This window comes from Candidatus Clostridium stratigraminis (assembly GCF_045310675.1).
In the GTDB taxonomy this organism is placed as follows: Bacteria; Bacillota; Clostridia; order Clostridiales; family Clostridiaceae; genus Clostridium_AT; species Clostridium_AT stratigraminis.
In genome coordinates, this window is the sequence record NZ_JBJHZZ010000001.1 from 532,796 (window position 1) to 548,430 (window position 15,635).

Annotated in this window: 12 protein-coding genes, 1 pseudogene and 1 other annotated feature; of the genes and pseudogenes, 11 read left to right on the forward strand and 2 right to left on the reverse strand. The window is 31.1% G+C overall.

Annotated elements, in window-relative coordinates; all coding sequences use genetic code 11:
* Positions 1-50 precede the first annotated feature (50 nt).
* Positions 51-788 (forward strand): lysoplasmalogenase family protein, encoded by a 738-nt coding sequence (locus ACJDUG_RS02560; RefSeq protein ID WP_406768313.1) that lies wholly within the window; start codon positions 51-53, stop codon positions 786-788.
* 64 nt (positions 789-852) lie between these two features.
* The gene (locus tag ACJDUG_RS02565) at positions 853-1,059 is read left to right on the forward strand and encodes a heavy-metal-associated domain-containing protein (RefSeq protein WP_406768314.1); all 207 of its coding nucleotides are present in this window, start codon (positions 853-855) and stop codon (positions 1,057-1,059) included.
* Positions 1,060-1,086: 27 nt separating this feature from the next.
* Here ACJDUG_RS02565 and ACJDUG_RS02570 read toward each other — a convergent pair whose 3' ends face one another.
* Positions 1,087-1,890 carry a carbon-nitrogen family hydrolase gene (locus ACJDUG_RS02570; RefSeq protein ID WP_406768315.1) on the reverse strand — a complete coding sequence of 268 codons (804 nt, stop codon included), beginning with the start codon at positions 1,888-1,890 and terminating at the stop codon, positions 1,087-1,089.
* A 138-nt stretch (positions 1,891-2,028) separates the two neighbouring features.
* On the opposite strand from ACJDUG_RS02570, the gene ACJDUG_RS02575 reads away from it, so the two are divergent.
* The gene (locus tag ACJDUG_RS02575) at positions 2,029-3,234 is read left to right on the forward strand and encodes an exonuclease SbcCD subunit D (protein WP_406768316.1); all 1,206 of its coding nucleotides are present in this window, start codon (positions 2,029-2,031) and stop codon (positions 3,232-3,234) included.
* Complete coding sequence (locus ACJDUG_RS02580; RefSeq protein WP_406768317.1) at positions 3,231-6,368, forward strand: AAA family ATPase; 3,138 nt, start codon at positions 3,231-3,233, stop codon at positions 6,366-6,368. The genes ACJDUG_RS02575 and ACJDUG_RS02580 overlap by 4 nt, the downstream gene beginning before the upstream one ends.
* Here the strand turns inward: ACJDUG_RS02580 and ACJDUG_RS02585 are convergent.
* On the reverse strand, positions 6,361-7,296 hold the full coding sequence (locus tag ACJDUG_RS02585) for an AEC family transporter (protein ID WP_406768318.1): 936 nt from the start codon (positions 7,294-7,296) through the stop codon (positions 6,361-6,363). The genes ACJDUG_RS02580 and ACJDUG_RS02585 overlap by 8 nt on opposite strands.
* Before the next feature lie 230 nt (positions 7,297-7,526).
* Between ACJDUG_RS02585 and ACJDUG_RS02590 the strand changes: the two genes are divergently transcribed.
* The 7 genes and pseudogenes from ACJDUG_RS02590 (at position 7,527) to ACJDUG_RS02620 (ending at position 15,626) form a co-directional block, all read left to right on the forward strand.
* On the forward strand, positions 7,527-8,015 hold the full coding sequence (locus tag ACJDUG_RS02590) for a thioredoxin family protein (protein ID WP_406768319.1): 489 nt from the start codon (positions 7,527-7,529) through the stop codon (positions 8,013-8,015).
* A gap of 83 nt (positions 8,016-8,098) precedes the next feature.
* Positions 8,099-8,321 (forward strand) — a binding site (T-box leader).
* 170 nt (positions 8,322-8,491) lie between these two features.
* Positions 8,492-9,218, forward strand: a pseudogene (locus ACJDUG_RS02595) (amino acid--tRNA ligase-related protein).
* Positions 9,219-9,417: 199 nt separating this feature from the next.
* Entirely contained in the window at positions 9,418-10,257 is an 840-nt protein-coding gene (locus ACJDUG_RS02600; protein ID WP_406768320.1) for a cyanophycinase, read from the forward strand.
* Complete coding sequence (gene cphA, locus ACJDUG_RS02605) at positions 10,238-12,853, forward strand: cyanophycin synthetase (protein WP_406768321.1); 2,616 nt, start codon at positions 10,238-10,240, stop codon at positions 12,851-12,853. Before ACJDUG_RS02600 ends, cphA begins: the two co-directional genes overlap by 20 nt.
* Positions 12,854-12,977: 124 nt before the next feature.
* A complete protein-coding gene (ispE, locus tag ACJDUG_RS02610) occupies positions 12,978-13,820 on the forward strand; it encodes a 4-(cytidine 5'-diphospho)-2-C-methyl-D-erythritol kinase (RefSeq protein ID WP_406768322.1) in 843 nt (280 codons plus the stop codon).
* A gap of 119 nt (positions 13,821-13,939) precedes the next feature.
* Complete coding sequence (locus ACJDUG_RS02615; RefSeq protein ID WP_406768323.1) at positions 13,940-14,131, forward strand: CLC_0170 family protein; 192 nt, start codon at positions 13,940-13,942, stop codon at positions 14,129-14,131.
* A 34-nt stretch (positions 14,132-14,165) separates the two neighbouring features.
* Complete coding sequence (locus ACJDUG_RS02620) at positions 14,166-15,626, forward strand: spore germination protein (RefSeq protein WP_406768324.1); 1,461 nt, start codon at positions 14,166-14,168, stop codon at positions 15,624-15,626.
* Positions 15,627-15,635: the final 9 nt, after the last annotated feature.

Genomic DNA, 15,635 nt, shown 5'->3' on the forward strand with positions numbered 1-15,635 from the left:
AAAGGAATACAATTAGAAAAGAAATTAAAATTGTTGTAGGTGGCGCAATTATGGTTATAGTAAGTAAAAAGAACATAATAAGAATATTAATAGCTATACAAATAGTTATTTTTCTTTTATTTCTATATACAGATCTTTATTTTATAAATAGGTATAATAAAATTTCCGTAAACTTAAAATTTAGCACAATCGTGCTATGCTTTATATTTACGCTTTTAATTGGGAAAGACTGCTATAATAAAAGAGATAGATGCCTAGTTCAACTTGCAAGATTTTTTACAATTATAGCAGATTACTTTCTTTTAATAAAAGAGGATTTTAAATTAGGCGTTATATGCTTTTGTATTGTGCAAATAACATACATAATAAGGCATAGCCTTATGGAAATAGAGGCTTATAAGAATCTAATTTTTTTATTTTTCTTTTTATTAATTTCTATATTTACTTTAACAGTAATTAATATTAATAACTTTGACAGAAAGCTTTTAGCTTTAGGTATTATATATGCAGTTTTTCTTATTACTAGCGTTTACTGCGGAGTAAGTACATTAAAAAGAGGAAAGTTCCCTAAGGAAGGAGCTTTACTTATTTCTATTGGAATAATATTATTTCTTTTTTGTGATATAAATGTAGGGCTATTTAATATAGTTGACTTTATAGGATTTGCCCAATACGAAAAATTAACTGGCTTTTTAATCTGGGTTTTTTACTTTCCCTCCCAGTTATTGCTATCCCTTAGCGGTTTTAATTTAAAATATCTAAAAGAGCTATTTAAAGAATATATATAAGGTATGGATAAAAAATATATTTTCTTTCAATACTATTATTGTATAAAAAGAAAGGGGATATGTCATGAAAACTGTTCATTATAATATTTCAGGAATGGCAAGCCGTAAAAATAAGGCACAGGTTCTAAATGCATTAGATAAAATAAAAGGGGTTCAAGAAGTAGCTGTAGATGTGGCAAGAGGTACTATCGAAGTTCAATATAATGAACCAGCAGAGGAAGCTGCCATAATGGGATGTATCGAAAATACAGGGTTTAAAATTCAGCAGTAGAAAAATGAGCAAAATAGCTTTAGTTTTTTAACTATTTTGCTCCATGCATTTTTTTGCAGTAATATTTTTATATAATTCTTCTCGTCTATCTTTTTTTATTGGAAAGTGGTCTCTAAATCGTAAAACTGTATCTATATCTATTTCTCCAATTAATAACTCTTCTTTTTCTTCTACTTTTGCTATAACCCTTCCTATTGGATCTATAATAAGTGAGTCTCCGGAATATTCATAGCCATTAATCATCCCTACTACATTTACACCAGCCACATAGCATTGGTTTTCAATTGCCCTTGCTTTTAAAAGTGTAATCCAATTATCTCTACGGGATTTTGGCCAATTAGCAGCTACTGTTATTAAGTGGCACTCTTTAGAGGCTATTTGAAAAATCTCTGGGAATCTTAAATCATAGCAAATAAAGGGAGATATCATAAAGCCACTGATTCTAGTTAATAATATAGAATTACCGCCTTTATAATACTTATCTTCAAGGCTGTAGGAAAATGGATGGATTTTAGCATAGCTTAGAATTTCCTTATTATCTGGAGAAACTATTGTAAATCTATTTTCGCACTTTTCGTTCATTCTAACTACATGGCCAAAACCAATATATAGTCCATAATTTATGGCCTTATTTTTAAACCAATCTATAGTATCATTATTATCTTCAGCAATTTCTTTAGTATTCATAGAAAAACCGGTTAGTGTCATCTCAGGAAATATAATTAAATCACAGGCCTTATCTTTAGCCTCTTTTATAAAGCTCCTGCACTTTTCTTTATTTTTTTCTTTATTTTCAAATTCAACGCTCATTTGAGCTAGGGCAATCTTCATTACACACCTCCTAGGAAATCTCTATTTCCATTATATCAATTTATATGGGATATTTATATCACTTTCATTTCCTCTAAAAAGGATTTATGATATAAATAACGAACATATAATCTATAATGGATATGGAGAGTGAGCCTTATGAAAATAATTCACACAGGGGATTGGCATATAGGAAAGATCGTTAATGAATTTAGTATGATAGAGGATCAAAAATTCATATTAAAAGAATTAATTGAAATAGTAAAGCAAGAAAAGCCAGATGCATTAATAATTTCAGGGGATTTATATGATAGAAGTATACCTCCGGTAGAAGCAGTTGAGCTTTTAAATGATGTGCTAAACAGGATATTACTAGAACTTAAAGTACCAATATTAGCTATAGCAGGCAACCATGATAGCTCTGAAAGGCTATCCTTTGCCAGTGAGATACTAAGTAAAAATGGACTATATATTGCTGGATTATTTGATGAGAATATTAAATCCGTAACTATAGAGAAGGAAGATGAAAAAATAAATTTCTTTTTACTGCCCTATGCTGATCCAAAGGCAATCAAGCATATTTACAAGGATGAAGAAATTCAAACTCATGATGATGCAATGAGAAAAGTTATGGAAACTATTAATGAAAAGCTAAATAAGGATGAAAATAATATTCTAGTTGCCCATGGATACGTAACTTTTATGAGTGAGGCAGCATTTGATACAGAAAATTACGAGGAAAATAAAAGAGCTGGCCTAGAAATTTCTAGCTCTGAAAGACCCTTAAGCATAGGAGGAACAGATTTAATAAATGGAAGGCACTTTAACGTCTTTAATTATACTGCTCTTGGACATTTACATGGACCGCAAAAGGTGGGCAGTGATAAAATGCGATATTCTGGCTCTATATTAAAATACTCCTTTTCAGAGGTTAATCATAAAAAAAGTGTAGCTGTTGTGGAAATAAATAAATCTGGTGAGGTTGCAGTAAAAAATAGGGAGCTTAAACCTAGACGAGATATGAGAATTATAAAGGGACCAATTAATGAGTTAATTAATCCAAATGTTTATATGAGAGACAACGTGGAAGATTATATTTATGCTATTTTAACTGATGAAGAAGAATTAATTGACCCTATAGCTAAGCTTAGAGCAGTGTACCCCAATATTATGGGTCTGCATAGAGAAGAAGGAAGAGAAAAGGAAGAGAGTAAAACCTCTGCAGCTATAGGCTTTCAAAATAAATCTAAGGTTAAGCTATTTGAAGAGTTTTATGAATCAATAACAGGAAGAAAGCTAACGGAAAACAAACTGAGCTTAATAATAGAAATTATTGAAGATGCTGATAAGGAGGTAAATAAATGAGACCAATTAAATTAACCTTAAGTGCATTTGGACCCTATTCTGGGGTTCAGGTTATTGACTTTACTAAGCTTCAGTATAAAAATATATTTTTAATTACCGGTCCTACAGGTGCAGGGAAAACAACAATTTTTGATGCAATAAGCTTTGCACTTTTTGGAGAGGCTTCAGGAAGCAGCAGGGATAAGGATAGCCTTAGAAGTGATTTTGCATCTATAGAAACTCCCACCTTTGTAGAGCTTGAATTTGAACTTAGGGGAAAGAGATATACTGTAACCAGATTTCCTTCACAGGAGAGAAAAAAGCAAAAGGGTGAAGGAACAGTATTTAAAAATGCTGAAGCCACACTAATCACTCCAGAAAGAGAGATTATTACTAAGACAAATGCGGTAGATGAAAAAATTAATAATATTATGGGAATAAATAAAAATCAATTTAGACAAATTATAATGCTTCCTCAAGGGGAATTTAGAAAGCTCCTTGAAGCTGAAAGCAAGGAAAGGGAAGTAATCTTTAGAAAAATATTTGGAACTGAAGCTTTTCAGCTAATTCAACAAAAACTTGATAATATGCAAAAGGATTTTTATAAAAAAATAAAGGAAGAGGAAACAAAAAGAGCAGTTCACATAAAAAATATTGATCCAGGCATGGTTGAGGACTTAATAAAATTAGTTAATGCTGATTACTTAAATATTATTGAAATAATAAATAAAACTAAAGAGCTTATTGCACTTGATAATGAGGAAGATAAAAAATTAAATGAGAATATAAATCTCATAAAACAAGAAGAGATTAATTTTCAGCAAAAAATAAATAAAGGAGAGGAAATAAATAATAAATTAAAAGAAAAGCAGGAAGCCTATAATTCCTACATAATTCTTAATTCACAAGAAAAGGATTATAAACTAAAGGAAGTAAAATTAACTAAAGCAAGAAAAGCTTCTCAAGTTAATTTGGTAGAAAACACCTTGTTAGATAGAGAGAATAACTTAAGGATAAGAGAGAATGATTATAGAAAATCAGAAAACAACTTAAAGGAAGCAGAGAAAAAGGCTGCAATATTAGAAGAGAAACTAAAGCTTGAGGAAGACAAACAGAAGGATAGAACAAGTATTAGTGAAGAAATAGTAAAGCTTAATGATAGGGAAGGAAAGGTTAAAGATTATGAAACAAAGTGCTTTAACATTAATAATATAAAAAAAGAATTAGCTTTAAAAGAAGGCACTCTAGACAAGTTTAAGCAGGAATTAAATAAAAATAAGCTGGAATTAGAGAGCTTAAATAAAAATTTATTAGAAATTAATAATTGTGAAATAGAAAAAGCAGAAAGCTCAAAATTAGTAGATGAAAAAAAAGCAGTTATGGATAAACTTAGAGACCTTAGGAATAAAATAAATGAATTTGCATCAAACGAGAAAGAGCATAAAGCTGAAGCAGAAAGCTATAATAGCTTTGAAGCAAAGTTTTTAAAATACAAGGAAAATTATGAAACAATGCAGGATAAGTATTTTAAGGCTCAAGCAGGCATTTTAGCGAAAGACCTTAAGGAAGGTAATGAATGTCCAGTCTGTGGTTCTACTCGACATCCAAGACCAGCTGTACTTATTTCAGAGGTTCCTTCTTCTGAAGGTTTAAAAGAAGTTAAAAGTATTTATGAGAGTAAACAGCAGGAAAAACACGAAAAACTTAAAAAGCTTGCTACCTTATATGGAAAACTTGAGTCCAGCCTAAAAGAATTAAATGAAACTAAGGAGAATCTAAAAAATATTTTTCTTAAGAATATATTTGAATTTACAAATGAGGAAATAAAGAAAGAAATTAATGATAAAGGTCCAAAATTGAAATTTGAAATTGAGAAGCTAGAAAATAGAATTATAGAATTAAAGACCAAAATAGATAAAAAGGCAAAAACTGAAGATAGTATTGCAAAACTAATGGAAGGTGTTAAGCTTAGTGAGAAAAAACTTCCAGAGCTTGAGGAGGATTACAAATTTTTATTTGTAAAAGCTTCAAGTGAACAGGAGCTTATCAATAATCTAGAAAGGGAAATTCCTTCAGAGCTTCGTTCCAGCAAAAGATTAACTATAAAGGTTGATGAATTAAAATTACAATTAGAAAGCTTAGAAAAGTCCTATAAGGCAGCTCAAGAAAGGCTTAATGAATCAAAAAATATATATCATTCATGCAAAGCTGATATGGAAGGAAAAGCAAATAACATAGAGCAAGCTAATGAAGATGTATTAAAATGGAGAAAAATACTTAATGAAAAATTGCTGGAATATGATTTTTCCTCCTATGAAAAATATAAAGAGTATAAAATTTCAGAAAAGGAAATAGATCTATTAGAAAATGATATAAATAATTTTTATAAAAAGTTGCAGTCTGCAGGTGATACATATAAAAATTATGAATTAGTATGTAAGGATCTTCCTGAGGTCGATGTTAATTCCTTAAAGAAAGCATTTAGTGAGCTTACCGAAAAGGAACGTAACATAGCAGATACTGAAAAGAAAATATATGCAAGAATAAAGAATAATAAAGGCGCTCTTATGGAAATCGAAGAAATAACAAATAATATTAGCAAAGACGAAGAAAGATGCAGCATAATAAGTGATGTATCAAGAACTGCCAATGGCTTTAATGAAGAGAGAATTACCTTTGAAAGATATGTACTCGCTGCATATTTCGATGAAATAGTTTCCGCGGCTAATATTAGGCTTAATAAAATGGCTGGTGGAAGATTTATTCTTAAAAGAAAAGAGGAGAAAGGTAAGGGAACTAAGCAAGAAGGACTTGAATTAGAAGTCTTTGATAACTATACTGGTAAGTCACGTCATGTAAAAACTCTTTCGGGAGGTGAAAGCTTTAAGGCTTCCTTGGCACTAGCCTTAGGCCTGGCAGATGTAGTTCAGGCACATGCGGGAGGAATAAGTCTAGATACTATGTTTGTAGATGAAGGCTTTGGAACCTTAGATCCAGAGTCCTTAGATAATGCTATAGAGTGTCTTATAGACCTGCAAAAGGGCGGCAGATTAGTTGGAGTAATATCCCATGTCCCTGAACTGAAGGAAAGAATAGATGTTAGACTAGAAATTACCCCAGCTAAAGAAGGAAGCAAGGCTGAATTTATTATATAAGAACTCTGTAAATTGGTATAAAAATCAGGCTTAAAATAGTTGTAATGGCAATCATAACTGCAGCATATTCATAATCGGCACCATATTCATTTGTGACTATAGCTGCATTTGCCATTACAGGAAGTGCTGCTTGAATTGTAAATACATCCTTCATTATAAGGGGAGCAGAAAAAAGCAGGGTAAAGCCATAAGTAACTATAGGAGAAACTAAAAATCTTCCTAATATTATAAACAGCATATCTTTATCAAATTTAAAGCTTTTAAAACTAATTGAGCTTATAACAATACCAATAAATAGCATGGATAATGGTGTAGTTAAGCTCCCTAGATACTTACAGCTGTCAATTATAAATTTTGGCAGGTGAATATTTAAAATTATAAGTATTAGAGCAGAAATAAATCCAATCAGGGGTGGAGTAAGAATTCTTTTAAGAGTTTCTTTGTTAAAAAGAGACTCTTTCCTAGCTCCTCCATCCTTACTTATTAGATTTACACCTAAAGTCCAGAATATTGTTGTATTGGAGAAGTAATAATAGAGAACATATGGAACACTTTGTTCTCCAAAAAGAGCAAGGTTTACTGGAAGACCAATAAAAATAGTATTAGAAAGAAAGAACATGCATTGAAAGGTGCCTCTTCTTTCAGGCGCTACTCTTAAAAGCTTTGTAAACACAATGCTTATTAGAAAACACACAATCATTGAAACAAAAGGTATAATAAAACCTTTTCCTGCATGAGTTATATTTTCCTTTGTGAAGTTATCCAGCATATTTGAAAGCATAAGCGCTGGTAATGAAAGATTAATTACAATCTTTGAAAAAAGTTTTGAGTCTTCTTCCTTAAACCAGCCTTTTAAGGCTAAAATATAACCAATGCTTATCATTAGTAAAATACTTAAAATACTCTGCATAGCATTTAATAAAACCATGTTAGTTACCCCCTAACATATTAAGTAAAAAGTTTATAAGGATTTCCTTTTTATACGTTGCGTCCACATTCATTATGTCATAGTTTTAGGCTTATTGTACAGTAAAAATAAGGAACTGAATTATAGCTTCATTTATTGGAAGTAGTTAAATTAGATAAAAAAACATTGATAAATTATCTTAATTGTAATACATTTTATATATAGAAATTAAGTTATTGGGAGTGATAAAAATGATAGAATTATCAAATGGTATGGATTTTAATGGATACTTAAATAAAAATTCAAAAGAGGAAAGTGAAAAACTTATTAATAATTTAGATAAAATTGAGCTTTCAAAGGAAGGTTATGAAGCAGCAAAGGAAATTAAGGAAAATGTAAATGTTGTGGTCTTTTCTGAGGGCTACTGTCCTGATTGCATAGCTGCTCTTCCTTTTATAAAGAAACTAAGTGATGCAAATGATAAGATTAAAGTTTTTTATTACGGCTTAAAGGGCAATGAGGGGCTCTTAGAAGAATATACTGGAACCTCTAGAATACCTACAATAATGACTTTTACTGAAAATATGGAACCAAAAGGAGCTTACGTAGAAGTACCAGCAGAACTTTCTGAAAAAATGGCTAGACTTACTAATGAAAAACAAAAGGAAATTGTAACAGAATACAGACAGGGTAAATATAATGATCTTATAGAAAAAGAGCTTATAGGAATTTTAAAATAATATGATAATTAAAAACTAATTTATAATCATAGTTTTATTGACAAATAGTATTTCAGATGATAGAATATTTTAAAAATAACAATAAAGCAATGATGATAGGAAAAGTAGTGTACCAAATCTCAAAAGCGAGCTGATGAGGGTGAAAGATCAGCAGAGGAAGTATAATGAAAGACATCCTTGAGTTGATTATCTGAAAATCCATTGGATAACTAGGATAAAACGGAAATCCACCGTTAAAAGGATTAAAGCGAATCTATTTAATGATTAAGCAGGATGGTACCGTGGGTATTTGCACTCACTCCTACATGGAGTGGGTGCTTTTTAATATTCAATTCTGCTTATAATTAAAGATTAAGAAGGGTGGCACCGCGGATTTATTCGTCCCTAAGCATTATGCTTAGGGACTTTTTTTTATTTCTTCTTGGCCAAGAGTAATAAAAAATAACAGCCTAAAAAAATGAAAGGAAGGATTAATAATGGAAAGAATCTTAATAAAGGAATTAAGAAATTATGATGACAAAATAGTTATGGTATCTGGGTGGGTTCATAGAATAAGAAAATTAGGGAAACTTGCCTTTATTATTATTAGAGATAGAACTGGAATAGTTCAATGTGTTATTGATACTAAAACCATTGATATTAAAAGTTTAAAATTAGAAAGTGTTGTAGGCATAACAGGAGTGGTACAAAAGAAAACCGGAATTGGTGAGGATGTGGAACTTTGGACACATTCCTTAGTGATTTATTCAGAGGTCAAACAAGATTTGCCAATTGAAATAAATAAAGAAAATCTGGAAGCAAATATTGATACCATTTTAAATAATAGGGTCCTAGCTTTAAGAAATTTAAAAGCAAATGCAATATTTAAGGTTCAGGCTGTTTTAGCACAAGCCTTAAAGACCAATGTATGCCATGCCTGCAGAAGAAAACTTAACTCATAGCTTTGACCTTTTATTTAGAGGTCTTGAGATAACCACTGGAGGGCAAAGAATTCACAATTATGAACAACTTAAAGAAAGTATTGCTTCAAGAGGATTAAAGGTAGAGAGTTTTAAAGATTATCTTCAAGTTTTTAAGTTTGGAATGCCGCCTCATGGTGGCCTGGCAATCGGTTTAGAAAGGCTTACAGCACAGCTTTTAGGAATTAAAAATATTAGAGAGGTAACACTTTTTCCTAGAGATAGGGATAGAATTAGACCTTAAAAGATATAAAATTTAAAGTGTTAAATTTAATTACCGTGATATATCTAGTATTTATATATTGGATATATCTTTTTATTTTTTGCATATTTTTTAAAAAAAATATGCAAAATAAATGAGTAATGTAAAAAAAAATAATTTGAATAATGTGTAAATTGGTGGAAAGAATAACAGATACATGTGATTGGGGAAGTGGTTATGTTTGGATGAAGTTATAAAAGGTAATCTAATAATAATCGGAGGAGCTGAAGATAAAAAAGGCGGGAAAAACATTTTAAAAGAAGTTTGCAGCAAGATTGATAAGGAAAAGGATGAATTAGTTATTGCTACCATTGCAACACAATTTCCGATGGAAGTTGGAGCAGAATACAGAAATATCTTTGAGAGTCTTGGAGTAACTAATATTAATATTCTCGATATACAAGACAGAAAAGATGCCTGTGAAAGAAACAATATTGATATTATGCAAAAGGCGTCTCTAGTTTTTTTCACTGGTGGTGATCAGCTTCGTATTACCAGCTTATTAGGGGGTACACCTTTATTTAAGGTAATACATGAAAGACATGAAGATGGTTGTGTATTCGTTGGCACCTCTGCAGGAGCATCTGTAATGAGTGACACTATGATTATTACTGGCGTGGATGAAGAGGCCCCTAAAAAATGTACATTAAAAATGGCACCAGGACTTGGCCTTTTAAAAAATGTTGTTATTGACCAGCATTTTTCACAAAGAGGAAGAACAGGAAGGATTTTGGTTTCTATAGCTGAAAATCCTGAAAGTTTAGGTATTGGTATAGATGAAGATACTGCTATTATGGTAAGCAGTAAAGGCGAATTCCAAGTTATAGGTTCTGGAGCAGTTTATGTTTTCGACGGAAGTTCAATTACATATACCAATGCGTCAGAACAATACCCTGATGAAATACTATCCATGTTTGATGTAAAAATGCATGTTCTTAAAAACGGCGATAAATATATCATAAATGCAAAACAGCCTATTAAGGAGGAAATACAGCGTAAAAATGAAAATAGCAGACGTTAACATTTTTGAAGGGAGAAATATATATTCTCATAAAAAATGTATAAGAATGGATTTGGACTTAGAAGGCTATTGTGAGATTCCCAGTAATAAAATTGAAGGCTTTAATGAAGGCTTGCTAAAACTGCTCCCTGAGCTACTCACTCATAGATGCGGAATCGATGAAGAAGGAGGCTTTGTGAAGAGACTTTATGAAGGAACCTATTTAGCTCATATATGCGAACATTGCATTATTGCTCTTCAAAATAAAGTTGGATTAGATGTGGTTTATGGCAAAGCAAGAGAAATAGAAAAGGATAATTATTATGTAATATATCAATATGAATATAAAAATACAGCCATAGAGGCTGGGAAAATAACTGTAGATATGATTAATTCACTTGTTAAAGGAAAAGACTTTAACTTTGATTTTAGACTTCAATCCTTAACTGATATCCTGTCAAAGGAACAATTAGGACCGAGTACCTTAGCAATTTGTGATGAGGCAAGAAAATTAGGAATACCTGTACTTAGGCTTGGTGAAAAAAGCATGTTTCAACTTGGATATGGTAAGTACAGTAAAATGGTGGAAGCAACTATTTGTAACGAAACTAGTGGTATTGCTATTGATATAGCTTGTGATAAACTTCTTACCAAAGAAATTTTACTGAACCAATGTATTCCTGTAGCTAGAGGTGGTAAAGTTGAAAATACTTTAGATTTGCTTTTAAAAGCAGATATTATTGGTTATCCAATAGTTGTTAAGCCTAGATTTGGAAATCAAGGTAAAGGTGTTTTTGTTAATATTAGAAATGAGAAGCAGGCATTAGAAGCCTATAACTTACTAAGTACAGATTATGAAGATATAATAATTGAAAAACACATTACTGGTAGAGATTACAGAGCCTGTGTTGTTGATGGAGAAGTTGTGGCTGTAGCTGAAAGAATTCCACCATTCATTATTGGAGACGGAATTAGTACTATTAAAAAACTCATTAATGAGATGAATCGAGACGAAAGAAGAGGCATCGGGCATGAAAAACCACTAACAAAAATTAAGATAGATGATGCTCTTATTAGCTATATCTCCAAAGAGAATTATGAATTGGGTTCGGTATTAGAAATAGGCAAAAAGCTTGTTCTTAGGGAAAATGCTAATCTTTCAACTGGTGGTAATTCAATTGATTGTACAGATGCAATATGTGAAGAGAATATTGATATATGTAAAAGGGTAGCTCAGGCTATTGGATTAAATATTTGCGGCATAGATTTATGCTGTAAGGATATTAGTTCACCTCTTACCTTGGAAGATGCTGTAATTGAGGTTAATGCAGCACCTGGCATCAGGATGCATCATTATCCATGCAATGGTGATGGAAAGAATGTTGCTAAAGCAATAGTTGAAATGATGTTTAAGAATAATAAAAGGAGTATTCCAATTATCTCGATTACGGGAACAAATGGGAAAACTACTACAACAAGATTAATTGCACATACACTTTCACTTATAGGAAACAGTGTTGGTATGACCACTACAGGTGGAATATACATAAACAATAAATGTATATATAAAGGTGATACAACAGGATATACAAGTGCAATGACACTTTTAACTAATAAGGAAATTGATGTTGCTGTTTTGGAAACTGCTAGAGGCGGCATTATTAGAAAAGGTCTAGCTTATGATTTGGCAGATGTTGCTGTAATTACAAATATTACAGAGGATCATTTAGGCATTGATGAAATCAATACTTTAGAAGATTTAGCATATGTAAAATCCCTTGTAGGAGAGGCAGTTAAACAAAATGGATATGTTATTCTAAATGCGGATGATGAAATAAGCAAAACTATAGTAAATAGAATGAAAAGTAATATTATTTTTATATCAAAAGATAAAGATAATGAACTTTTAAGAGAGAATATTTCAAAAGGTGGTTATGGTGTATATACACATAATGGATATATTTATATTGAAAAGGATGATAATGCTGTCCCATTAATAAAAATAAACAAAATTAATATAACCATAAATGGCAAGCTGAAGTATAATATTGAAAACTCAATGTGTGCCTGCGCTGCGCTTATTGGTTTAAATGTAAATTATACCACTATTCGAAAGGGGTTATCTACCTTTTATTGTAATGAAGAGCAGAATCCAGGAAGATTCAATATGTATTCTGTTAATGGTGCTACAGTTATTCTTGATTATGGACACAATATAGAAGGCTACAAGGCTGTATTAGAGGGAATAAAGGCAATAAAGCATAATAGACTTATTGGAGTAATTGGAGTACCTGGTGATAGACTTGATAGTAACGTTCTTCAAGTAGGAAATATTTCTGGAAGCTATTTTGACTTCATATACATAAAAGAGGACATAGATAAAAGAGGAAGGAGAAATGGCGAAATTGCTAAGCTCCTTGAAAAGGGTGTGTTAAGTTCCGAGTTTAATCATAAAAATTTAGAGATTATTCTAGACGAAGTAGAGGCATTAGAAAAAGCTATTGATAAATCAAAGCCTGGAGATATTATTATTATCTTCTTTGAAAAATATGAACCATTATTAAATTTAGTAAAAGAAAGAATAAATATAACAGAAAAAGAGGAAAGTGCTAATTAAATTATTTTAGGATAAAGCTAGAAAATACCTAGCTTTATTTTTTTTATTATATTATACTAAATAAGAATATTGAAGTGGGTTACTAAAATATGACCTAAGTTTTGAATTGGAAGGAAGAATATAAATGCTTATTAAGGCTTATGCTAAAATTAATTTATCCTTAGATGTTATAGGCAAAAGAGAGGACGGATATCATTTGTTAGCAATGCTTATGCAGACAATTGATCTTTACGATATTATAAATATTAATAAGGCTTCTAAAGGAATTAATTTAACGTCAAATAAGGCCTATCTTCCTAATGATGATAGAAATCTCTGTTACAAGGCAGCAAAACTATTTATAGAAAAATATGAAATAAAAGAAGGAATTGATATTTATATCAAGAAAAATATACCTGTAGCAGCAGGCCTTGCCGGTGGCAGCACCGATGCGGCGGCTGTACTAAAAGCCATGAATGATATTTATGAGGTTAACGCAAGTAATGAAGAACTAATGGAGCTTGCTTTAAAAATAGGAGCTGATGTACCCTACTGTATTATTGGGGGGACTGCTCTTTGTGAGGGAATAGGAGAAAAAGTTAAAAAGCTTCATAGTTTTAAAAATCATATTATTGTTATAATTAAACCACCTTTTGGGGTTTCTACTAAAGAGGTTTATCAAAACTTAGATTTAAGTAAAGTTTTTAAACATCCTGATACTGAACATCTTATGGCAGCCATAGAAAATGATGATTTGAATTATATTAGCAAAAACATGAAAAATATTTTAGAAAATGTAACTTTAAGAAAACATAATATACTGAAGGATATTAAAAATAGCATGTTAAAATATGGAGCATTAGGTGCAATGATGAGTGGCAGCGGCCCTACCATATTTGCCTTCTTTGAAGATATGCTTAAAGCTCAATATTGTTTTGAAAAATTAAAACTAAAATATAATGAAGTATTCATTACCAGAACAATATAATATTTAATTAGACAGGTTATAATCTCTTATTTAGAGGGTATACCTGTCTTTTTTATATGCATATTTTGACTTATATATGAGAAAAATATGTCAGTAATAAAGAATACTGGAGGCAGATTATGCTTATTGTTGGTTTATTTACAAAGTATTTTTTAATATTGATGTTAGTGGAAGGCTACATAGTTGGTATATTGGATGCAAGATTTTTTTATAAAAACAATATGAAAAAGACTGCCATGAAAGCTAGAATACTGGGTGTTGGTTTTATGGTTTTAGGCATAGCATTATTTGCTTTAAGTGAAATGATGTGAAATATAAGGTGTAGAAGGTAGAAGGTGTTATAATTTGAAGGAAATAATTAGAGACTTAATTTCTCCAAAGGTTGATGAGAATGTTGCCTATATTAAAGATCTATTAAAGGATACATCAGACATAGTTTATAGAGAATTTAATATAGCAGATTGGAAGGCAGCTATTATTTATATAGATGGAATGGCAGACAAGGTTATTTTAGATAATTTTGTGCTTGAATCTGTAATGCTTAAAAGTGAAAGAGTAGAAAATATAATGCAAATAAAAGATAAGATACTTACAGTGTCTGATATGAAGCAGGTAATGAAGCTTTCTGAAGGTCTAAACGCTGTACTTTCAGGTGATTCAATAATGTTTATTGAAGGTTTGTCTGCTTTATATGTTATTTCAACTAGAGCTTGGCCAACTAGAGGAGTAAGTGAACCTTCTGGTGAAAGTGTTATTAGAGGAGGACGAGATGGCTTTACAGAAACTATAAGATTTAATACTGCTTTAATTAGAAGAAGAATAAGGGATACCAGACTTAAGATAGAGTCTAAAACTGTAGGTACTAGATCCAAAACAGATGTGGCCATTCTTTATATAGATGATGTAGTTAACAAAGATGTTCTGGAAAAGGTTAAATCAAGAATTCAAAACATAAAAATTGATGCAATTTTAGATAGCGGATATATTGAGGAATTTATTGAAGACAATAAACTGTCTCCTTTTCCCCAATTACAAAGTACTGAAAAACCAGATGTTATTGCTGCAGGTTTGTATGAAGGCAGAGTAGCTATATTAGTTGACAACTCTCCATTTTGTATACTTGCACCAGCAACTTTGCCTAGTCTTTTTCAAACACCCGATGATTACTATCAAAGATGGATAAATTCATCAATACTAAGACTTGTAAGATTTACTGCAATTGTTTTATCTATGCTTTTGCCATCACTTTATATTGCAGTGACATCTTTTCATACATCTATTATACCTACAAAGCTAGCATATTCCATTGCAGCATCTAGAGAGGGAGTTCCTTTTCCGGCCTTTATTGAAACCATAATCATGGAAATGGCCTTAGCTTTTATATTAGAAGCAGTTGTAAGATTACCAAAGGCAATAGGTTCAACAATTGGTATTGTAGGAGGACTAATATTAGGGCAGGCCGCAGTCAGTGCTGGGATTGTAAGTCCTATAATGATTATTATTGTGTCCATTACTTCTATTTCTAGCTTTATTACACCTAATTATGAGGTTAGCTCAGCTTTAAGATTATCTAGATTTTTTCTTATAATATGTTCATCAATAATTGGTCTGTATGGTATAGCTATTGGTTCAATAATTATAATAGTACATTTAGTAAAACTTAAAAGCTTTGGAATCCCATATTTATCACCACTAGTTCATCCTCATAAAAGAGATATGAAAGATACCTTCATTAGAGCTCCTATAAATCTATTTAAAAGAAGACCTGAATTTATGGAAACTAAAGATAAAATAAGGCAAGAATAATTTATTGCT

Excerpts from the sequence above, each read along its gene's own strand:
- ACJDUG_RS02560 (WP_406768313.1), top strand. The coding sequence starts at position 51 with ATGGTTATAGTAAGTAAAAAGAACATAATAAGAATATTAATAGCTATA.
- ACJDUG_RS02565 (WP_406768314.1), top strand. The coding sequence starts at position 853 with ATGAAAACTGTTCATTATAATATTTCAGGAATGGCAAGCCGTAAAAAT.
- ACJDUG_RS02570 (WP_406768315.1), bottom strand. The coding sequence starts at position 1,890 with ATGAAGATTGCCCTAGCTCAAATGAGCGTTGAATTTGAAAATAAAGAA.
- ACJDUG_RS02575 (WP_406768316.1), top strand. The coding sequence starts at position 2,029 with ATGAAAATAATTCACACAGGGGATTGGCATATAGGAAAGATCGTTAAT.
- ACJDUG_RS02580 (WP_406768317.1), top strand. The coding sequence starts at position 3,231 with ATGAGACCAATTAAATTAACCTTAAGTGCATTTGGACCCTATTCTGGG.
- ACJDUG_RS02585 (WP_406768318.1), bottom strand. The coding sequence starts at position 7,296 with ATGGTTTTATTAAATGCTATGCAGAGTATTTTAAGTATTTTACTAATG.
- ACJDUG_RS02590 (WP_406768319.1), top strand. The coding sequence starts at position 7,527 with ATGATAGAATTATCAAATGGTATGGATTTTAATGGATACTTAAATAAA.
- cphA (WP_406768321.1), top strand. The coding sequence starts at position 10,238 with ATGAAAATAGCAGACGTTAACATTTTTGAAGGGAGAAATATATATTCT.
- ispE (WP_406768322.1), top strand. The coding sequence starts at position 12,978 with ATGCTTATTAAGGCTTATGCTAAAATTAATTTATCCTTAGATGTTATA.
- ACJDUG_RS02615 (WP_406768323.1), top strand. The coding sequence starts at position 13,940 with ATGCTTATTGTTGGTTTATTTACAAAGTATTTTTTAATATTGATGTTA.